Source organism: Stenotrophomonas sp. NA06056 (assembly GCF_013364355.1).
In the GTDB taxonomy this organism is placed as follows: Bacteria; Pseudomonadota; Gammaproteobacteria; order Xanthomonadales; family Xanthomonadaceae; genus Stenotrophomonas.
Genome location: NZ_CP054931.1, coordinates 201,009 through 220,280, shown reverse-complemented (window position 1 = coordinate 220,280; position 19,272 = coordinate 201,009). Strand labels below are relative to the sequence as shown.

Annotated in this window: 15 protein-coding genes; 6 read left to right on the top strand and 9 right to left on the bottom strand. The window is 66.9% G+C overall.

All coding sequences use genetic code 11. The features are described 5' to 3' along the window. Positions 1 to 306 precede the first annotated feature (306 nt). Complete coding sequence (gene ddlA / locus HUT07_RS00935; RefSeq protein ID WP_176019325.1) at positions 307 to 1,404, top strand: D-alanine--D-alanine ligase; 1,098 nt, start codon at positions 307 to 309, stop codon at positions 1,402 to 1,404. A gap of 84 nt (positions 1,405 to 1,488) precedes the next feature. Here the strand turns inward: ddlA and HUT07_RS00930 are convergent, their stop codons facing one another. The 3 genes from HUT07_RS00930 to oleC form a co-directional block, all read right to left on the bottom strand. Continuing rightward, a complete protein-coding gene (locus HUT07_RS00930) occupies positions 1,489 to 1,644 on the bottom strand; it encodes a DUF1328 domain-containing protein (RefSeq protein ID WP_025875842.1) in 156 nt (51 codons plus the stop codon). A gap of 121 nt (positions 1,645 to 1,765) precedes the next feature. After that, positions 1,766 to 2,752: a 2-alkyl-3-oxoalkanoate reductase gene (gene oleD, locus HUT07_RS00925; RefSeq protein WP_176019324.1), complete on the bottom strand. Its 987-nt coding sequence runs from the start codon at positions 2,750 to 2,752 to the stop codon at positions 1,766 to 1,768. Next, on the bottom strand, positions 2,749 to 4,407 hold the full coding sequence (gene oleC, locus HUT07_RS00920; protein ID WP_176019323.1) for an olefin beta-lactone synthetase: 1,659 nt from the start codon (positions 4,405 to 4,407) through the stop codon (positions 2,749 to 2,751). Before oleC ends, oleD begins: the two co-directional genes overlap by 4 nt. 102 nt (positions 4,408 to 4,509) lie before the next feature. Here oleC and HUT07_RS00915 point away from each other — a divergent pair, with 102 nt between their 5' ends. Beyond that, positions 4,510 to 4,935 carry a YkgJ family cysteine cluster protein gene (locus tag HUT07_RS00915; protein ID WP_004135417.1) on the top strand — a complete coding sequence of 142 codons (426 nt, stop codon included), beginning with the start codon at positions 4,510 to 4,512 and terminating at the stop codon, positions 4,933 to 4,935. Between the two features lie 76 nt (positions 4,936 to 5,011). Here HUT07_RS00915 and HUT07_RS00910 read toward each other — a convergent pair whose 3' ends face one another. The 4 genes from HUT07_RS00910 to HUT07_RS00895 all read right to left on the bottom strand — a co-directional run bounded on the left by HUT07_RS00910 (position 5,012) and on the right by HUT07_RS00895 (position 10,457). Continuing rightward, positions 5,012 to 5,902, bottom strand: a complete 891-nt coding sequence (locus HUT07_RS00910) for an alpha/beta fold hydrolase (RefSeq protein ID WP_176019322.1) — start codon at positions 5,900 to 5,902, stop codon at positions 5,012 to 5,014. Positions 5,903 to 6,030: 128 nt separating this feature from the next. After that, positions 6,031 to 7,047 carry a 3-oxoacyl-ACP synthase III gene (locus tag HUT07_RS00905; RefSeq protein WP_176019321.1) on the bottom strand — a complete coding sequence of 339 codons (1,017 nt, stop codon included), beginning with the start codon at positions 7,045 to 7,047 and terminating at the stop codon, positions 6,031 to 6,033. Positions 7,048 to 7,149: 102 nt separating this feature from the next. Then, complete coding sequence (locus tag HUT07_RS00900) at positions 7,150 to 7,467, bottom strand: DUF4156 domain-containing protein (RefSeq protein WP_025875855.1); 318 nt, start codon at positions 7,465 to 7,467, stop codon at positions 7,150 to 7,152. 140 nt (positions 7,468 to 7,607) lie between these two features. Further along, a complete protein-coding gene (locus tag HUT07_RS00895) occupies positions 7,608 to 10,457 on the bottom strand; it encodes a pitrilysin family protein (RefSeq protein ID WP_176019320.1) in 2,850 nt (949 codons plus the stop codon). Positions 10,458 to 10,860: 403 nt separating this feature from the next. Between HUT07_RS00895 and HUT07_RS00890 the strand changes: the two genes are divergently transcribed. After that, on the top strand, positions 10,861 to 11,337 hold the full coding sequence (locus tag HUT07_RS00890) for a hypothetical protein (RefSeq protein ID WP_176019319.1): 477 nt from the start codon (positions 10,861 to 10,863) through the stop codon (positions 11,335 to 11,337). A gap of 69 nt (positions 11,338 to 11,406) precedes the next feature. Next, entirely contained in the window at positions 11,407 to 11,886 is a 480-nt protein-coding gene (locus HUT07_RS00885; RefSeq protein WP_176019318.1) for a tRNA (cytidine(34)-2'-O)-methyltransferase, read from the top strand. Between the two features lie 169 nt (positions 11,887 to 12,055). Here the strand turns inward: HUT07_RS00885 and HUT07_RS00880 are convergent, their stop codons facing one another. After that, complete coding sequence (locus tag HUT07_RS00880) at positions 12,056 to 13,219, bottom strand: acyl-CoA dehydrogenase family protein (protein WP_176019317.1); 1,164 nt, start codon at positions 13,217 to 13,219, stop codon at positions 12,056 to 12,058. 259 nt (positions 13,220 to 13,478) lie between these two features. Between HUT07_RS00880 and HUT07_RS00875 the strand changes: the two genes are divergently transcribed. Next, the gene (locus HUT07_RS00875; protein WP_176019316.1) at positions 13,479 to 15,155 is read left to right on the top strand and encodes an electron transfer flavoprotein-ubiquinone oxidoreductase; all 1,677 of its coding nucleotides are present in this window, start codon (positions 13,479 to 13,481) and stop codon (positions 15,153 to 15,155) included. Positions 15,156 to 15,220: 65 nt separating this feature from the next. Beyond that, the gene (locus HUT07_RS00870) at positions 15,221 to 15,622 is read left to right on the top strand and encodes a c-type cytochrome (protein WP_176019315.1); all 402 of its coding nucleotides are present in this window, start codon (positions 15,221 to 15,223) and stop codon (positions 15,620 to 15,622) included. Here HUT07_RS00870 and HUT07_RS00865 read toward each other — a convergent pair. Further along, positions 15,616 to 19,224: a transporter substrate-binding domain-containing protein gene (locus tag HUT07_RS00865; RefSeq protein WP_176019314.1), complete on the bottom strand. Its 3,609-nt coding sequence runs from the start codon at positions 19,222 to 19,224 to the stop codon at positions 15,616 to 15,618. The two genes, HUT07_RS00870 and HUT07_RS00865, sit on opposite strands and share 7 nt — an antisense overlap. Between the last annotated feature and the right edge of the window lie 48 nt (positions 19,225 to 19,272).

Genomic DNA, 19,272 nt, shown 5'->3' with positions numbered 1-19,272 from the left:
GAGGCGGGGTGGGTCCGGTTGCGGGGGCCGCTGCAAGTACGTCCCTGTAAGCTCGGTCGCCGCATCCATGCGGCTCACGCCCCCGCAACCGGACCCACCCCGCCTTCGACAGGTTCCCGTGATCTGTCGGAACGGCACGGGGTCGGCTGCTGCCGTTGGTGGGTGTCGACCTTGGTCGACACGGTAGATCCACGCCATGCGTGGATGACACGCGCGGCTGGATTTCTGGTTCATCTGTGCCTCACGCGGAGGGCCGATGAAGGTTCATGCTATGGAGCCACGCAACGCACAGGACATCGCAACGCCATGGCACGGACCCGGGTTGGCATCATCTTCGGTGGCAGGTCTTCCGAACACGAGGTTTCACTGCAGTCGGCGAAGAACATTCTCGATGCGCTGGATCGGGAGCGCTTCGAACCGGTGCTGATCGGCATCGACAAGCAGGGCCAGTGGCACCTGAGCCAACCGGATACCTTCCTGCTCAATGCGGACGATCCGGCACGTATCGCCCTGCATGCTTCCGGTACCGCGCTGGCGGTGCTGCCCGGTACCGAGCAGGCGCAGCTGCAGCCGACCGATGCGGGCAGCGCGCTGGGCCAGATCGATGTGGTGCTGCCGATCATGCACGGTCCACTGGGTGAGGACGGGGCGCTGCAGGGGCTGCTGCGCATGGCCAACCTGCCCTTCGTCGGCTCGCCCGTGCTGGGCTCGGCGGTAGCCATGGACAAGGATGTGACCAAACGCCTGCTGCGTGATGCGGGCCTGCAGGTGGCGCCGTGGGTGTGCATCCGTCGCCATGAAGCCGATACGGTCGATGTCACAGCGCTGATCGCTGCACTTGGCCTGCCGCTGTTCGTGAAGCCGGCCAACCAGGGTTCGTCGGTGGGTGTGAGCAAGGTAAAGGATGCAGGTGGTTTCGCCGAGGCAATGGCATTGGCGCTGCGCTACGACCACAAGGTACTGGTGGAATCGGCCGTGGTCGGCCGCGAGATCGAGTGTGCGGTGCTTGGCAACGAGCGGCCGCAGGCCAGCATCTGTGGCGAGGTCGTACTGCACGACGAGTTCTACGCCTACGACACCAAGTACATCAATGAAGAGGGTGCTGAAGTGGTGGTGCCGGCGGCAATCGATGCGGCAACCCAGGCGCGCATCCAGCAGATTGCATTGCAGGCCTATCAGGCACTGGAGTGCGCCGGGATGGCGCGGGTCGACGTGTTCCTCACCGCAGACGGCGAGATCGTCATCAACGAGGTCAACACACTGCCGGGCTTCACCCGCATCAGCATGTATCCGAAGTTGTGGGGGGCCAGTGGCGTGGGCTACACCGCATTGATCACGCGGTTGATCGAACTGGCGTTGGCGCGCCACGAAGCTGATCGCCGATTGCACAGCGCCGTGCGGTAACGGCGCTGGTGGAGCCGGCCGCTGGCTGGCAACCCCGCAACTATCGAGGTTGCCGGCCAGCGGCCGGCACTACCATTCAAGCGGTCATGTGCGCTTGCGGAACATCGAGATCACAGCCAGAACCAGGAACACCACGAACAGGATCCAGGCGATGTTGCTGGCGGCACCGGCAATACCGGAAAAGCCGAGCACGGCGGCGATGATGGCGATGACAAAGAAAATGACGGCGTAATGCAGCATGGTGCTCCTCGCAGGTGGTCGGCCGTGGGTGGCGTTGTGTCCATCCTGCGCATCTGCCGGTGTGCAACCGGTGATGGCGATCTCTGCGCGTAATGAAGGCTTCAGCGCGGTGATGCCGCCGTCATGATGCCGCCTTCAGCCGTCGCAGCCCTTCTTCGATGCTGACCTGCGGCACGTAGCCGAAATCACGACGTGCTGGCTCCATGCTGTACCAATGCGGCGTGCACAGCTGCTCGGCCAGGAAACGCGTCAGCGGCGGCTCGCCACGCAGGCGCAGCAGCGGCCACAGCCGCTCGCAGATCGCACCGATGCGATACGCCGTCCTGAAGCTGATCGCCTTGTCCACGGTGGGCGCACCCACTGCCTGCAGCAGCTTGTTGACCAGCTCGCGCATCGGCAGCGGCTCGCCATTGGAGATGAAGTACGCCTTGCCGGCGCAGGCTGCGCCCGGTGCCAGCGCCTCGAAGGCGAGGAAGTGCGCCAGCGCGGCGTTGTCGATGTAGGTGGTGTCGACCTTGTTGTTGCCATCGCCCACCAGGCGCAGGCGGCCGGCACGTGCACGATCAGCCAGGCGCGGCACCAGCTGCTGGTCGCCCGGGCCCCAGATCAGCCGCGGGCGCAACGCCACCGTCGCCAGGGTCTCGTCGTTGGCGGCCAGCACGCGTTGTTCGGCAATGGCCTTGGTCGCCGCATACGGCGCCTGGAAGTCCTCGCCATACGGCACCTCGTCCGCACCCAGCCCTTCCACCGGGTGGGTGGCGCGATGGGTCACGCTGGGCGTGGAGGTGTAGACCAGCTTGCCGATGCCATGGGCGCGGCAGGCCGCGATGACGTTGTCGGTGCCGACCACGTTGGCCTGGTGGTAGCTGTCGTAGCTGCCCCAGGCACCGGCCTTGGCGCCGTTGTGGAACACCGCATCGACGCCGGCCACCGCATGCAGCACCGCCTGCGGGTCGGCCAGGTCGCCACGGATCTGGCCCACGCCCAGCGCCTGCAGCTCCGGGTAATGGCTGCGGTTGAACGCCAGCACCTGGTGACCACGTTCGATCAGCCCACGGCACAGCGCCTGGCCAAGGAAACCACCACCACCAGTGACCAGGATCTTCATGCGCGCTTCTCCAGTTCGGCGCGTGCCCAGACGGCGAGCTTCTCGCGGCCGATCTTGGCGTTGTGACGGATATCGACGGGGAACGACGGATGCATCAGCACGTGTTGCAGCTTCAGCTCGGGCAGTCGCGCGGCGGCCGTGGCATGCAGCGCCTCGCGCAAGGCAGGGCTGTCGGACTGGCCACGCTGCAGCTCCACGCACAGCACCGGCACCTGCGCACCGGCTGCGCCGACGCCGACCAACGCCGTGCGTGCCACCCCGGGCACGGTGTTGAACACCGGCTCGACCTGTTCGGTGTACAGCGGTCCGTGCGCGGTTTCGACGCGATGGGTCTTGCGGCCACAGAACCACAGCCGCCCCTGCGCATCGAAGTAACCGACATCGCCCATGCGGTGCACGATACGGACACTGCCATCGTCCAGGGTTTCGCTGATCTTCGCCGCCGCCGTCGCCTGCGGGCGGTTGAAGTAGCTGTCGGTGGCGGTCGGCCCGGCCACGGTGATCTCGCCGACCTCGCCCACCGCAAGCACCCGCACCTGTGACCAGTCCGGCAACGGCGCGTCGTCGATGGCGATGATGCGTACCTCGTTCGGTGCGACCACGCTGCCGACGCAGGTGCCGGCACCGCCCTCGGTGGCCGCGCGCGTACGCTCCAGCTCGCGCCCCTCGACCACTGCCACCGGCAGGCACTCGGTGGCGCCATATGGGGTCCAGAACTGCGCGTCGGCCGGCAGCAGGCTGCGGATGGTGGCGACCACGTCCGGCGGCACCGGCGCACCGGCCGAGGTCACCCGGGTCACCGTCGGCAGCGGTCGACCATGCTTGGCCAGCACCCGCATCAGCGCAGGCGAGCCGAACAGCTGGGTCACGCCGAAACGCTGGATGGCGTCATGCAGGCGCCCCGGGTCGGCCTGGGCCGGCCGGGTCGGGTCCATGTCCGGAATCACCGAGGTCAGGCCCAGCGCGGGATCGAACAACGCGAAGGGCGGGAAGGTCGGCAGGTCCACCCCGCCCGCCTCCATGCCGAAGGCGCTGCCCAGCAGCTGGATCTGGCCGACGAAGTGGCGATGGCGGTAGACCACGCCCTTGGGCACGCCGGTGGAGCCGCTGGTGAACAGGATCGCCGCGGTGTCCTCGCCATCGGTGTCGGCCAGCATCGCACCACGGTTGGCGCCAGCACGCTCCAGCGCGGCCAGGGTGGTACCGCCCCAGCCCAGGCGACGGCCGACGGTGACCAGACGGGTCGCCGAAGGCGCCCACCGCAGCGCGAGCCGCGCCACGTGGGCCAACGGGATGCCGATGAAGGCCTGCGGCTGCGCCTCGTCCAGGCACTGCTTCAGCGCGCGCTTGTCGATGCCCGGATCGACCAGCACCGGCACCGCGCCCAGCTTGAACAGGGCGAACATCAGCAGGAAGAACTCCGGCGACGGCCGCACCATCACCACCGTGCGCACCCCACGTCCGATGCCGTAACCGGCCAGGCCGGCCGCCATGGCGTCGCTGCGGGCGTCCAGTTGGCGGTAGTCCAGGGTGACGTCGTAGGCGGCCATGCCGTTGCCGGCGCCACGACGGCCAGGGCAGCGGATGGCAATCTGGTCGGGGCGTTCACGCGCCAGTTCAGGCAATCGGGCCGCAATATTGCAGGATCGGTTCATCCGTTCATTGTCGCCGCTTACGGAATTTCTTGCGCGGCGGCCGCCAGCGTGGAAAATCCGCATCTTCGTCCCTTCCCCGATGCCGCCCGAGGCGGCTTGCCCATGCAACATCCCTGCATGACCTGCGGCGCCTGCTGCACCCAGTACCGCGTGGCCTTCCACTGGATGGAATCGGACGAGGTCACCCCCGGTGGCGTACCGCACCAGCTCACCGAGGTCCTCGACCCGCATCGCCTGTGCATGCGCGGCACCCACTCCAAGCCGGTGCGCTGCGTGGCGCTGGATGCGCAGATCGGCGTGTATTCGCGCTGCACCATCCACCCCAACCGGCCCAGCGTGTGCCGCGAGGTGGACGCATCGTGGGAGTACGGCAAGGCCAGCCCGCAGTGCGACAAGGCCCGCATCGCCTATGGTCTGGATCCGCTGACGCTGGCCGACTGGCGCTGGCGCGATGAAGCCGGCAACGACGACGACCACCCGGATGACAACGGCAACAGCCCGTCGCCACAGGCCCCGATCGCGGCGTAGTCCGGTGTGCCGACCAACGGTCGGCACCTACCCAACCCTTCTCCCGGTGGGTGCCGACCGTTGGTCGGCACACCTCTCAGATCGGGTTCTTGTCCAGGAACGCCCGGATCTCCGGCACCAGCACCTCGTGCTTGTCTTCCAGCACGTAGTGCCCGGCATCTTCGAAGGCATGCACCTGCGCCTTCGGCAATGCGGCCTGGAAGCCCTTCAGGAAGTGGTGGTCGAACACGAAGTCGCGCAGGCCCCAGCCAAGGAAGGCCGGGCGATCGGCGAACGACGGCAGCGCCTTGCCGGCACGCTCCAGCAGCGACCACGCCTTGTCGGCCGGCGACAGCGGGATGTCCTGCATGAAGCGGATGGTGCTGATGCGGTTGGCGTAGCTGTTGTACGGCGACACATAGGCGCGGCGCACGTCGGCCGGCATCTTCCGCTCCACGCCCAGCCACGACGCACCGGACGAGAACGCATTGAAGGTGCGGATGATCCACTCGCCAATCTTCCAGTGCCGCCCCAGCGCGATCTGCCACGGCATCTTCTTCGCCGTCGGCATCGGGAACGCAGCGGTGTTGAGCACCACCAGGCGCTTGACCTGGTCGTGATGCGACAGCGCCCAGCCGAAGCCGATCATGCCGCCCCAGTCATGCACGGCCAGGGTCACCGGGCCGGTGATGCCCAGGTGCTTCAGCAACGCGTCCAGATCATCCACGCGCGACTGCAGCGTGTACTCGTAGCGGCTGTCATCGGGCTTGTCCGACAGGCCCATGCCGATGTGGTCCGGCACGATGCAGCGGTATCTGTCCGACAGGCCGGCCACCAGCGTGCGCCAGTAATAGCTCCACGACGGGTTGCCGTGGACCATCACCACCACCTCGCCGTCGCGCGGGCCTTCGTCGAGATAGTTCATCGACAGGCCCGGGCGTACCTCGAAGCGCTGCGGGTGGGCGGGGTAACCGGGAAGATCGCGCATGCGGAGCACCTAGTGAGAATCGCGGCGCGGTGTAGAGCCGAGCCGATGCTCGGCTGCTCTCCGGTCAGGCCGCGGTGGAACCGCGCTGTGCGCGTGAGCCGAGCATGGGCTCGGCTCTACAGGGGGTCTTACCAGACCACTTCGGCCATCGAGCAGTTCAGGCCCGAACCAATGCCCAGAAGCGCGATCCGATCGCCCTTCTTCAGCTTGCCCAGCTGCTTGAGCTTGCTCAGCACGATCGGCACCGAGGCCGGACCGATGTTGCCGTGCTCGCCGAAGATGGTCATGACCTTTTTCGGGTCGATGCCGAAATTCTTGATGAACGCAGCGGTGTGCGGCTGGCTGACCTGGTGGATGACGAACTGGTCCAGCTCTTCCACCGCCCAGCCCAGTGCGATCTTGGCGGCGCTGAAGGTCTTCTGTGCCAGCTTGATGCCCTCGATCAGCAGCATGCGGGTGTCGGTGACCATGCGGTCCAGGTTGCCCAGGCACAGCTGGTTCCACTCGGTGGCCGAACGGGTCACGCCACCTTTGTAACGCGGCGCATCCGGGACCAGCTCCGAACGGGCCATCACCATCGCGGCCGCACCGGAACCGGTGGTCAGCGCCGCCAGCTCATTGCGGAAGTCGTCGGCGGTGACGTCCGGTGCGGTCATGCGCTCCAGGGTCTTTTCGTACACCAGGTTGGCGGTCTCACCGTCCACCACCAGCGCGTAGTCGATGTCACCGCGCTCAAGCATGCGCGCGGCGATGTCCATGCCGTTGATGAAGGCCAGGCAGGCATTGGCGACGTCGAAGGTCATGCACTCGTCGCTGACGCCCAGGTTCCCCGACACGATGGACGCGGTGGACGGCTCCAGGTAGTCGCGGCTGACTGAGGTATTGACCAGCAGGCCGACCTGCGTCGCGTTGATGCCTGCGTCTTCCAGTGCCTTGCGGCCTGCCATGGTCGCGGCATCGGACGCCAGCACGCCGTTGTCCCACAGGCGGCGCGCATGGATGCCGGCAATGTCGCCAAGCACGTCGGTACGGATACCCAGGCGATCCAACGTCGGCTGCAGGCGTTCGTTGATTTCCTTGGTCGTCAGCGTGTGCGGCGCATCAACGTGAGCCAGGCCGGCAATCGAGACATTCTTGAAGAGCATCGAGGTTAGCGCCAAGGCTCAGGCAAAGGGGGCGCTATTCTATAACCCCCCGGGCCTTCACCGCATCTTTACGAATTCAGCCTTGGCCGTATGGTGAAGGATTCAGCGCGGCGGGCACTGGAAGGCAGCGAAGCGCTGGCTGCCATCGGCGGGGGCCGCAGCGGCCTGCACGGCATTGGCGCCGGTGGTCGGGGCCTCGTTGCGGGCCAGGGTTTCCAGTTCTTCCTGCACGCGCAGCGGGTTGCGGTTGTAGAAGCCGACCTTGCTCTTCACGGTCACCACCACCTCGCCCTTGGAGATGCACCCGGCCGGTACCGGGCCTGCCGGCAGCACGCGGGTCGCCTTGCCGGCCGGTTCGATCGGCACCCAGGTGCAGGCGGTGACGGTGAGCAACAGGGACGACAGCAGCAGAACGCGCATGGGCAGAACCTGGAAGGGAATGTCAGGAGTGTGCCTGAACCATCTGAATCAGGGATAGCCGGGGCGGGATCACGGGGTTGCCGGCCAGCGGCCGGCACTACCGCGGCAGGCCTGCCCGCCGAAGCGGGCAGGCCTGTCCCTTATTTCTTCACCGGGTTGCCTTCGGCGTCGATCACGGTCACTTCGCCCAGGTTCAAGGCGCGCACCGCCGCTTCGGTCTGCTTGAGGTCACCCACCACCACCCAGGTCAGCGCCTGCGGCTTGATCTCCGCCGCCGCCTGCTGCACCTGCGCCGGGGTCATCGCTTCGATCTCGGCCTTGCGGCGCAGCACGTAGTCGTCCGGGCGCTTGAACTGCACGATCGTGCCGATGGTCGCGGCCACCGCGCTGGCGGTCTCGTAGGCACCAGGCAGGCTCAGGGTCTGGATGTTGCGGATGCGCGCTACTTCCGCGTCGGTTGCCGGCTTGCTGCCGTTGGCGAACTCGGCGATCTCCTTGCGCATTTCCGCCATGGCCGGGCCGGTCTTGTCGATCTGCACCGGCGCCATCGCCATCCACGGGCGCTGGCCCACGGTGTTGCTGGCACTGGTGCGGGCGCCGTAGGACCAGTGCTTGTCCTCGCGCAGGTTCATGTTCAGGCGCGAGGTGAAGTCGCCACCGATCACGCCGTTGGCGATGTCGAAGCGGGTCGAGCCGGCATCGCTGGACGGCGGCACGACCTGGCCGGCGAACAGGTTGGCCTGCACCGCGCCCGGCTGGTCGATCAGGAACACGCGCGGGCTCTTCGGCAGCGCCACGGCAGTAGTGGCCTTGACCGTCGGCGCATCACCGGTGGCCTTCCAGTCGCCCAGCTGCTTGTCCAGCAGCGGTACGATCTCGGCCAGGGTGGTATCGCCGACCACGATCAGGGTGCCGTCCTGCGGACGCAGCCAGTCGCGGTGGAAGTCGACCAGGTCCTCGCGGCCCAGGCTGCTGATCGCCGCTTCGTCACCGCTGCCGGTGAACGGGATCGCGTAGGGGTGGCCCTTGCCGTACAGCAGCGGCGGCAGCACGCGCATCGCTACAGCGTTCGGGTTGACCTTCTCCTGCTGGATGCCGGCGATCCAGGTCGCCTTGACCCGATCGATCTCGCTCTGCTCGAAGCGCGGCTCGCGCAGCAGGCTGGCGTACAGCGCCAGCGACGGCACCAGGTTCTCCTTCAGCGCGGACAGTTCCACGTCCACCGAATCCAGTCCGGCAGACGCATCAAGGTCCGCACCCAGCGCATCGGCCGCATCGGCGAAGGCCAGCGAACCCAGCTTGCCGGCACCTTCGGTCATCAGGCTCATGGTGAAGTTGGCGGTGCCCGGCTTGCGGCCCTGGTCGGCGGTGAAGCCGCCCGGGAACTGGTAACTGAACTGCACCACCGGAATTTCATGGCGCTCGGCGAGCACCACCTGGGTGCCGTTCTTCAGCGTGGCGCGTTGCAGTGCCGGGAACTTCAACTGCGGGAACTCACGGGTCTGCGGCACGCCCGCCTTGCGATCCACCTGCTCGGGCAGGGTGCTGTACTTGCTGTCCACCGCCGGCACGTTGAACGGCTTCGGCGCCTGCGAGGGGTCTTCCTTCAGCGCCACGCGTGCGCCCGGTTCGACCACCAGGGTGTGGCTGCCCTTGTCCAGCCACTGCGCGCCCACGCGCTTCAGGTCAGCAGCGGTGGCCTTGTCGATGTTGGCCAGCGAGGTGCGGAAGCAGCCCGGGTCGCCGGTATACACCGTGCATTCGGCCAGTGCGTCGGCCTTGCCGCCGAAGCCGCCGATACGTTCGATGCCGCGGATGAACCCGGCACGCGAGCCGGTCTTGGCGCGCGCCAGCTCTTCGGCGGTCGGACCGTCCTTGAGCAGGCGCTCGATTTCCTCATCGATGATCTTTTCGACCTTGGCCGGATCCTGGCCCTGCTTCACGGTGGCCATCACCATGAAGTTGGAGCCCAGCTGCGAGGCGAAGGCACCGGCGCTGATGTTGTCCACCAGCTTGTCCTGGTGCTGCAGGCGCTGGCTCAGGCGCGAGGACTTGGCGCCGCCGAGCACATAGGCGAGCAGCTGCAGCTGGTCGATGTCGGTGGTGCCGACCTGGGCCACGTTCCAGGCGCGGTAAATGCGGGCCTGCGGCACCTTGTCGGTCATTACCTCGCGGGTGTCGGCCGGGCGCTTGGCCACGTCCACCTTCGGCTGCGCCATGGTCGGGCCGGCCGGGATGCTGCCGAAGTACTTGGCGGCCTTTTCCTTGGCGGTGGCCAGGTCGATGTCGCCGGCCAGCACCAGCACCGCGTTGTTCGGGCCATACCAGGTGCGGAACCAGGTCTTGACGTCATCCAGCGAGGCGGCGTTGAGATCGTTCATCGAGCCGATCACGCTGTGGTGGTACGGGTGGCCCACCGGATACAGCGCGCGGTTGAGCTGTTCCCACACCTGGCCATAGGGCTGGTTCTCGCCCTGGCGCTTCTCGTTCTGCACCACGCCACGCTGCTCGTCCAGCGCAGCCTGGTCGATCGCACCGACCAGATGGCCCATGCGATCCGATTCCATCCACAGCGCCATGTCCAGCGCGGTGGTCGGCACGTTCTCGAAGTAATTGGTGCGGTCGGTATTGGTGGTGCCGTTCTGGCCGGTGGCACCGACCTGCTTGAAGGGCTCGAAGTACTCGCCGTCGTGGTTCTCGCTGCTCTGGAACATCAGGTGTTCAAACAGATGCGCGAAGCCGGTACGGCCAGCGGGCTCGTCCTTGCTGCCGACGTGGTACCAGATGTTGACCGCAACGATCGGTGCCTTGCGATCGGTATGCACCACCACCCGCAGGCCGTTGGGCAGGGTGAACTGCTCGAACGGGATATCGACCTTGCTGGTCGCGGCCGGCTTGGCCGCCAACGCGTAGGTGGGCGCGAGCGTGCCGAGAGCAGTACTGAGGGCAACAGCGAGCAGCGCAGCGCGCGGGCGCAGGGTGAGCGACATATCCGGGTCCTTGGTCACATAGGTGAATCCCGATCCTAGCGCGGGCGTGCCGCCACCGGTATCGGCCACCAGTCACTGGGGGTGATCGGCCACATCGGCCATCGCGCCCCCTTTTCCAGCGTCACGAACGGCGGCGATCCACGTCCGGACAGTGTCCGCGGCACGCGAATGGACAGGTGTCCGCCCAGCGGACACTTCTGAGTCGCCATAAAAACCTTATGAATCAATGACTAAAAGTTGGCACGCGGATTGCTTTGTACTTCCTGCGCCAGGAAGGGCTTCAGACGAAAGCTGACTGAAGACTGAACAAAAGCAGGAAATCGAAAATTCCGCTTGCATCCCCAGAACTGGTGTTCTACCTTACTACCACACCACTGCTCACCAACACTAAACAGGCCCCGTCATGAACGCCAAGACCATTGCCATCGCCATCGCCCTGATCGCCGGCACCGCGGTTGTTTCGTCGGTGCAGGCCTCCGAATCCATCAAGACCCTGTCCACCGTGCAGGTCCGCCCGGCCGCCGACCAACTGGTCCAGCAGGCCTGGGAACAGGCCAGCGGCATCCCGACCCTCGCCACTGTCGAAGTGCGCCCGAGCGCAGACCAGCTGAGCGAGCGCGACGGCTTCATCGCCGCCCCGGTCGCCGCCGCGCTGCCGATCACCACCCTGGCCTCGGTTGAGGTGCGCCCGAGCCTGGAGCAGCGTGTTGCCCTGGCTGCCGAGCAGGAAGCCCAGCGCTACGCCGCCACCCTGGCCGCTGCCGCCACCAGCGTCGCCAACCAGGTGATCGTCAACCTGCCGGCCCTGCAGGTGCGTCCGAGCGCCGCCCAGCTGCAGGCCTTCGCTGCCGAAACCGCCCAGGTCCTGCTGCGCCCGTAAGCGGTGCCGCCCTGCCCCGAGCAGGGCGTGCGCCGTAAAGGCGGCGGCCTTCGCAGGTAAACTGCGCCGATGAATGCCGCGCCCCAGTTCCACGTGATCCTGTTCCAACCGGAAATCCCGCCCAACACGGGCAATGTGATCCGGCTCTGCGCCAACACCGGCGCGCAGCTGCACCTGGTCGAGCCGCTCGGCTTCGCACTGGAAGACAAGCAGCTCAAGCGCGCCGGCCTGGACTACCACGAGTACTCGCGCCTGCAGGTGCACCCCGACCTGGATACTGCGCTGGCGCGGATCGCACCGAAGCGGTTGTTCGCCCTGAGCACCCGTGCCAGCGTCCGCTATGACAGCGTGTCGTTCGAAGACGGTGATGCCTTCCTGTTCGGCCCGGAAAGTCGTGGCCTGCCGCAGGACGTGCTTGATGCCCTGCCCGATGGTCGCCGCCTGCGCCTGCCGATGCGGCCGGACAACCGCAGCCTCAATCTTTCCAACACCGTTGCGGTGGTGATGTACGAGGCGTGGCGCCAGCACGGGTTTGCCGGCGGGGCGTAGGCCGCTTCAGGTGGCGGCGAAGCGCTTCTGATGGGGGTGAACCGCTCATGGTGGGTGCGGACCTTGGTCCGCACAGATGTTGGGTCGCGCGCTGAAGGAATGTGCCAACCAAGGTTGGCACCCACCCAGTAGATCCACGCCATGCGTGGATGGTTGTTCCCCGCCTCGCTCAGAACGCGTTGATGCCGGTCAGCTCGCGGCCGATCACCAGCTGGTGCACGGTCTCGGTGCCTTCATAGGTGATCACCGATTCCAGGTTCAGCGCATGGCGGATCGCCACGTGCTCGGTGGTGATGCCGGCGCCGCCCAGCAGATCGCGACACTCGCGGGCGATATCGATCGCCATGCGGCAGTTGTTCCACTTGGCCAGGCTGACCTGCTGCGGTTGCACCTGGCCGGCCTCCTTCAGGCGGCCCAGCTGCAGCGCCAGCAGCTGCGCCATGGTGATGCGACGGGCCATCTCGGCCAGCTTGATCTGCGCGCTCTGCGTGGCGGCCAGCGGACGGCCGAACAGCACGCGCTCCTTGGCGTAACCCAGTGCTTCGTCCAGGCAGGCGATGGCCGAGCCGATCGGGCCCCAGCTGATGCCGAAACGGGCCTGGGTCAGGCAGCCCAGCGGCCCCTTCAGCCCCTTCACGTTCGGCAGGCGATGACTGTCAGGCACGCGCACATCGTCGAAGAACAGCGCGCCGGTCAGCGACGCACGCAGGCTCATCTTGTGCTTGATTTCCTGCGTGGTGAAGCCGGGCATGCCCTTCTCCAGCACGAACCCCTGGATGCCGTCCTCGGTCTGCGCCCAGACGATGGCCAGGTCGGCCACCGGGCCGCTGGTGATCCACATCTTGCTGCCGTTGATGCGCCAGTCGTCGCCGTCGCGCACGGCACGGGTCTTCATGCTGGCCGGGTCGGAACCGCCATGCGCCTCGGTCAGCCCAAAGCAGCCGATCAGTTCGCCGCGCGCCATTGCCGGCAGCCACTGCCGACGCTGTTCTTCACTGCCGTAGGCATAGATGGGGTACATGCACAACGAGCTCTGCACCGACACGAAGCTGCGCAGCCCCGAATCGCCGCGCTCCAGCTCCTGGCAGATCAGGCCGTAGCTGACCGCGCCGAGGTCGCCGCCGCCGTACTCGGCCGGCAGCGTGGCGCCGAGCAGGCCCAGCGAGGCGATCTCCGGCACCAGTTCCGAGGGGAACCGCGCTTGGTCGAAGGCATCGCCGATGATCGGCAGCACGCGCTCGTTGGTGAAGCGGGCCACGCTTTCCTGTACCGCGCGCTCTTCCTCGCTGAGCAGGGAACGGACATCGAACAGGTCGTACGGATCCAAAGCCATGGCACTCACACGCAGTCGGGACCCGGCCATTGTCGGTCATCCGGGCAGAGCGTGCCGACCAGGGTCGGCACCCACCAGAGCTGCAGCACTACGCTGCATTGCAGCAATCGCGGTGTGAACATCGCCGATCTAGCTCGATCACGCGCAGCCCGGTACCCTGACAACATTCAAACAACCGTTTCGCCCGTGGCTGCACGCGCGATTCCCAGGCAACCGCCGGTGGCCCCGATGCCGGCACTACCCACGAGTCATGCAATCGATGAGTGCTGAAGCCAACGCCCTGCCCCCGCGTGAAGTCATGGAATTCGACGTGGTCATCGTCGGTGCCGGCCCGGCCGGCCTGGCCACCGCGATCCGCCTGCGCCAACGCGCGATCGAAGCCGGTCGTGAACTGTCGGTCTGTGTGCTGGAGAAGGGCTCCGAGCCCGGCGCGCACGTGCTGTCCGGTGCGGTCATGGACCCGCGCGCGCTGACCGAACTGTTCCCGGACTGGGCCGAGCGCGGTGCGCCGCTGAAGCAGAAGGTCACCCGCGACGAGTTCCTGTTCCTCAGCGAGACCGGTGCGCGCACCACCCCGCACGCGCTGCTGCCCGAGTGCTTCCACAACGAAGGCAACTACATCATCAGCCTGGGCGAGGTCACCCGCTGGCTGGCGCAGCAGGCCGAAGCGCTGGAAGTGGCGATCTTCCCCGGCTTCGCCGCGGCCGAAGTGCTGTACGGCGATGACGGCGCGGTGATCGGCGTTGCCACCGGCGACATGGGCATCGAAAAGGACGGCACGATTGGCCCGGCGTTCGAACGCGGCATGGCACTGCAGGCGAAGTACACGGTGTTCGCCGAAGGCGCGCGCGGGCATCTCGGCCGCCAGCTGATCAGCCGCTTCAAGCTGGATGAAGGCAAGGATCCGCAGGCCTACGGCATCGGCATCAAGGAACTGTGGCAGATCGACCCGGCCAAGCATGAGCCAGGCCTGGTGGTGCACGCCGCCGGCTGGCCGCTGGACAGCGATACCTACGGCGGTGCGTTCCTGTACCACGCCGACGGTGGCAAGGTCGCCATCGGCTACGTGGTCGGCCTGGATTACAAGAACCCGTGGCTGAGCCCGTTCGAGGAATTCCAGCGCTTCAAGACCCATCCGTCGATCCGCAAGCATCTGGAAGGCGGCACCCGCATCGGCTACGGCGCGCGCGCGATCACCGCCGGCGGCCTGATGTCGCTGCCCAAGACGGTGTTCCCCGGCGGCGCGCTGGTCGGCTGCGAAGCCGGCTACCTCAACGTCAGCCGCATCAAAGGCAGCCACGCTGCAATCAAGACCGGCATGCTGTGCGCCGATGCGGCCTTCGACGCGCTGGCAGCCGATCGCCAGCACGATGAGCTCAGCGCCTACCCGGCCGCCTTTGAAGCCAGCTGGCTGCACGACGAACTGAAGCTGTCGAAGAACTTCAAGCAGTGGTTCAAGAAGGGCCAGACCGTGGCCACGCTGATGACCGGCATCGAGCAGTGGCTGCTGCCGAAGCTGGGCGTGCGCAATCCGCCGTGGACCCTGCGCCACAGCATCCCGGACCATGCCTGCCTGGAGCCGGCATCGAAGCACACGCGCATTGCCTATCCCAAGCCCGATGGCGTGCTGACGTTCGACCGCCTCAGCTCGGTGTTCCTCAGCAGCACCAACCACGCCGAAGACCAGCCCAGCCACCTGACACTGAAGGATGCGAGCATTCCGGTGAAGGTGAACCTGGCCGAGTACGCCGGTCCGGAAGCACGCTACTGCCCCGCAGGTGTGTACGAGTTCGTCGGTGACGGCAACGATGCGCGGCTGCAGATCAACGCGCAGAACTGCGTGCACTGCAAGACCTGCGACATCAAGGATCCGACCCAGAACATCGTCTGGGTGACCCCGCAGGGCGGCGGCGGACCGAACTACTCCGGCATGTGACCGGCGGTGGGGCTGCGACGGCCGGTCGCAGCCCCGCAGCACGTACGCCCGCTATCCTGCCCGCCATGCGTGCCCTTCGTCTGCTTCCCGCTGTTGCCACGATCCTGGTCGCCAGTGCGTGCCAGCGCCCGCCGGCTGCGCCCAGCACACCGGAACAGGCACGCCAGCAGGCGATGCAGCGTGCATTCGAACTGTGCGCGGGCTGCCACACCATCAAGGCGGGCGGCATCCACCGCTTCGGTCCCAACCTACACGGGGTGATCGGCCGCCGGGCGGGCAGCCTGCCCGATTACGGATACTCGCAGGGCATGCGCCGCGCCGACTTCGTGTGGAGTGCGCAGACGCTGGACACCTTCCTGCAGTCGCCCACCCATGTGGTACCCGGCACGCGCATGTACAACGCGTTCCCCAGCGCCGAGCGTCGCGCGCTGGTGATCGCCTACCTGCAGGAACACGCGGCTCAGTGAGCCAGGCGCTGCAGTTGTTGCTGGAGATGTGCGACGAACTGCCCCGCGTCGGCGACTGCCGAAGCGATCTCCGCATCGCCTGCGGCCTGCAACCGTTCCACCAGCGCGTTGGCGCGATCGGCCAGGCCTCGCGCACCCACCGCACCCAGCGCGCCGGCCTGTCGGTGCAGGTGCAGCGCGGCCGTCGCCCGGTCGCCTCCGTGCAGCGCGCGCTGCAGGGCCGCGATGTCTTCCTCACTGGCCTTCAGCAGGCTGTCGCGCAACTGCTGGGCGATCTCGCGCGAGCCAAAGCGCTGCTGCAGGGTCGCCAGATCGGGCAGCTCCTCGCCATCATCCGGCTCATCGTCGCTGTCCACGGCGCTCTGCTCATCCTCGGCACCGGCGGCGCGCGGCAGCCAGCGCAGCAGCGCGTGCCGTAGCGTCCCCAACGACAATGGCTTGGCCAGTACATCGTCCATGCCGGCTTCACGGCAGCGTCGTGCATCGTCGTCAAGCACACTGGCGGTCAGCGCCAGCACCGGCATCCGCGGCTGGCCGTTACGGCCCTCGCGTTCGCGCAACAGGCGGGTGAAGCTGAATCCATCCAGTACCGGCATGCGGCAATCGGTGATGACCAGATCGAAGGATTCCTCTGCCAGGCGGTCCAGTGCCTGCTGCCCGTCATCGACCAGCACATGCGGCACGCCCAGCTGCTGCAGGCGCCAGGCCATCATCGCCTGGTTGGTGGGATGATCTTCAATGACCATCACCCGTGCCTGGCGCAGATCAGCGGGCAGCAGCGCGATCTGCTGATGCTCGGCCTGCAGTGCGATCACATCCTCGCTGCGCGCCTCCACCAGCGACAGCAGCACCTCGACCCGCGTCCCTTCGCCCAGCGTGCTGTCCAGCTTCAGTTCGCCGTCCATCTTCTGCACCAGGCGCCGGCAGATGCTCAGGCCCAGCCCGGTGCCCCCATGGTCGCGCTGGATGTACGCGCCGGCCTGGGTGAAGGGTTCGAACAGGGTCGGCAACTGCTCCGGCGCAATGCCGATGCCGGTATCGGTAACGCTCAGGCGCAGCGGCTGGCTGCCATCCTCCGCAGTAGGCCCCAGCACCTCCAGCTGCAACCGTACCGACCCCTTCACGGTGAACTTGATGGCATTGCTGAGCAGGTTGAACACGACCTGGCGCAGGCGCACGCCATCCACTTCATGGGCCTGGGCCAGGTGTTCGTCGATGTCCAGCTGCAGATCCAGGCCGCGCGCCGTGGCCTGCGGCAACAACAACCGGTGGACGCCCTCCAGCAGGGGCCGCACCGGCAGTGGCACCGGCTCCAGGCGCAGCGCGCCCGCTTCCATCCGCGAATAGTCGAGGATGTCGTCCAGGATCTGCCGCAGCATCTGCGCCGAGTCTTCGATCACGCCGAGGATGCGCTGCTGTTCTGCGTCCAGCGGCGAATGCGCCAGCACCTCCAGCATGCCCAGCACACCACTCATCGGCGTGCGGATTTCATGGCTCATGGTGGCCAGGAAGCGTGATTTGGCCGCCGCGGCCTGCTCGGCCTCGACCATCGCCGCGGCCAGCGCATCGGCCTGCGCGCGTGCCTGGCTCACGTCGACCCAGTAGCCACTCCAGGTCACCGCGCCCGCTTCCGTGGAGTACGGATGTGCCTGGCTGCGCACCCAGCAGGGCGCGCTTCCGTCGCGATGGATACAGAACTCGAAGGAAAGCGGTGCAAAGTTGCGCGCCGCCAGCTCCATCGCGCGCAGCACTTTTTCGCGGTCATCGGCATCGATGCACGCCAGCAACGCCTGTCCATCCGCCTCCGCCTGCTGCCGGCTGATCCCGAACATCGACTGCACATCGCCGGCAATGAAGGGAAAGCTCAACGTGCCATCGGCTTCGCGGCGGGCCTGGTAGACGATGGCAGGCAGGTTGTCGGTCACCTCGGCCAGGCGCTGCTCCAGCTCACGGCGACCGGCGACTTCGCGGCGCAACCGCCAGTGCCCCAGCCCGTGCATCGCCGCCGCGGTGGCCAGCACCAGCAGCAGCGGAAGGCCCCAGCGCAGCAGCGTGCGCCAGTCCACGCCATCGCGATATTCCACCGCCAGCCAATCGCCGCGCAGGGCCTCGCGCTGGCGTGGGCCCATCTGCAGCAGCAAGCGGTCGAAGGTGGTGGCCAAGGCCGCATGGCGGCGCTCCACCGCCAGTGTCAGCTGATCGTTGAACCCGGCGGGTGCAGCCAGCTGCAAGCGTCCCGGAAAGCGGGTGCGCAGCAGCTGGTCGACCAGCGCCAGGTTGCCCACGTAGGCATCGGCCTCACCATCGGCGAGGCGCTCCAGGGCCTGCTCGGCGCTGCGCGCGGCGACGATCTTCACCTCCGGCGCCTGCTGCTGCACATAGCCGCGGACGCGCTCCGGATCGGACAGCAGCACGCGTTTGCCGTTCAGGTCCGACAAGCCCAGCATCGAAGGACTGTCAGTGCGGGTGACGATCACATTGGGCACGGTGATGAAGGGCTGGCTGAACACCCATTCCGGCCCCAGATAGCGCGAATCGGCTGGAATGCCGATCACTGCCTGCAGTTCCCCGCGACGCGCCTTTTCGCGCACCTCGTACCAGTCATGGCTGTTTTCAACCTGCAGGTTGGCGCCGGCCTGCAGCAGGCGCTGCAGGTATTCATTGGTCAGGCCGCTGGGCTTGCCATTCCTGTCGGCGAACGACAGGGGAGCGGCGTTGGGTGCGAAGCCAATCTTCAACGGCTGCTGCAGCACGCGTTTTTCGGCCTGGCTCAACGCCAGCTGCGCCGACGCGGACCATTGCGGAGGCGGCAACCAGCGCTGCGCGAGGGTGTCGCGCTGCGCCTCGCTGACGGCGGCAAGCGCCAGATCCAGTGCTTCCGACAACGGCTGTTTGCTGTTTGGCACGCCGAAATGCAACTGCTCCGGGGGCAGGTCGCTGGGCCGCAGCAACACCACACCCTTCAGTCCAGCGGCGGCAATCAGTTCCGTGGCCACGTAGGCGTTGCCGATGAAGATGTCGGCCTTGTCGTCTCTGACCATATGCAAGGCGGTCAGCGTGTTGTTTGCGACAAGTTGCCGTGCACTGGGGAACCGCGCACGCACCTGCGGCCCGGTCAGGAAGTCCTGCTCGACCACAACACGCAACCCATCCAGATCGGGGCCCTCCGAGGCACGCAGGTCCTGGGGCCGCCCGACCATGGCCAGCGGTGCCTCGGCATAGGCGGCGGTGTAGACCATGCAACGGGTCCGCTCGGCACTGAGCGCGATGTTCATCACCACGTCGATCTCGCCGCGGCATGCCGCATCCAGCACCGAGGGCCAGTCCGGAAAACGGCGCGTCTCCACCTTCAGGCCAAGCTGCCGAGCCAGAAGCGTCAGGTAGTCCGGGCCGAGGCCCACCTGCTTCCCGTCCTGGATCGACTCAAAAGGAGGCCAGCCACTGTCATACTGCCCGACAACGACAACAGGATGTGCGGCCAGGTACTCGCGCTGCAGGGGACTCAACGGCAACGGCCCGGGCAGGGGCGCAGGCTGGGCCTGCACCGGCGGGGCCAACAGGGCCGTCAACAGGATCAGTCCACGAGCCGCCCAGCTGCGCATCTGCAACGATCTCCTGGAAGTCCTGCCAGGGACCGCGACAGTCGCGGT

What these genes read in the sequence shown, in the direction of transcription:
- ddlA (WP_176019325.1), top strand. Translation starts at nt 307, where the DNA reads ATGGCACGGACCCGGGTTGGCATCATCTTCGGTGGCAGGTCTTCCGAA.
- HUT07_RS00930 (WP_025875842.1), bottom strand. Translation starts at nt 1,644, where the DNA reads ATGCTGCATTACGCCGTCATTTTCTTTGTCATCGCCATCATCGCCGCC.
- oleD (WP_176019324.1), bottom strand. Translation starts at nt 2,752, where the DNA reads ATGAAGATCCTGGTCACTGGTGGTGGTGGTTTCCTTGGCCAGGCGCTG.
- oleC (WP_176019323.1), bottom strand. Translation starts at nt 4,407, where the DNA reads ATGAACCGATCCTGCAATATTGCGGCCCGATTGCCTGAACTGGCGCGT.
- HUT07_RS00915 (WP_004135417.1), top strand. Translation starts at nt 4,510, where the DNA reads ATGCAACATCCCTGCATGACCTGCGGCGCCTGCTGCACCCAGTACCGC.
- HUT07_RS00910 (WP_176019322.1), bottom strand. Translation starts at nt 5,902, where the DNA reads ATGCGCGATCTTCCCGGTTACCCCGCCCACCCGCAGCGCTTCGAGGTA.
- HUT07_RS00905 (WP_176019321.1), bottom strand. Translation starts at nt 7,047, where the DNA reads ATGCTCTTCAAGAATGTCTCGATTGCCGGCCTGGCTCACGTTGATGCG.
- HUT07_RS00900 (WP_025875855.1), bottom strand. Translation starts at nt 7,467, where the DNA reads ATGCGCGTTCTGCTGCTGTCGTCCCTGTTGCTCACCGTCACCGCCTGC.
- HUT07_RS00895 (WP_176019320.1), bottom strand. Translation starts at nt 10,457, where the DNA reads ATGTCGCTCACCCTGCGCCCGCGCGCTGCGCTGCTCGCTGTTGCCCTC.
- HUT07_RS00890 (WP_176019319.1), top strand. Translation starts at nt 10,861, where the DNA reads ATGAACGCCAAGACCATTGCCATCGCCATCGCCCTGATCGCCGGCACC.
- HUT07_RS00885 (WP_176019318.1), top strand. Translation starts at nt 11,407, where the DNA reads ATGAATGCCGCGCCCCAGTTCCACGTGATCCTGTTCCAACCGGAAATC.
- HUT07_RS00880 (WP_176019317.1), bottom strand. Translation starts at nt 13,219, where the DNA reads ATGGCTTTGGATCCGTACGACCTGTTCGATGTCCGTTCCCTGCTCAGC.
- HUT07_RS00875 (WP_176019316.1), top strand. Translation starts at nt 13,479, where the DNA reads ATGAGTGCTGAAGCCAACGCCCTGCCCCCGCGTGAAGTCATGGAATTC.
- HUT07_RS00870 (WP_176019315.1), top strand. Translation starts at nt 15,221, where the DNA reads ATGCGTGCCCTTCGTCTGCTTCCCGCTGTTGCCACGATCCTGGTCGCC.
- HUT07_RS00865 (WP_176019314.1), bottom strand. Translation starts at nt 19,224, where the DNA reads ATGCGCAGCTGGGCGGCTCGTGGACTGATCCTGTTGACGGCCCTGTTG.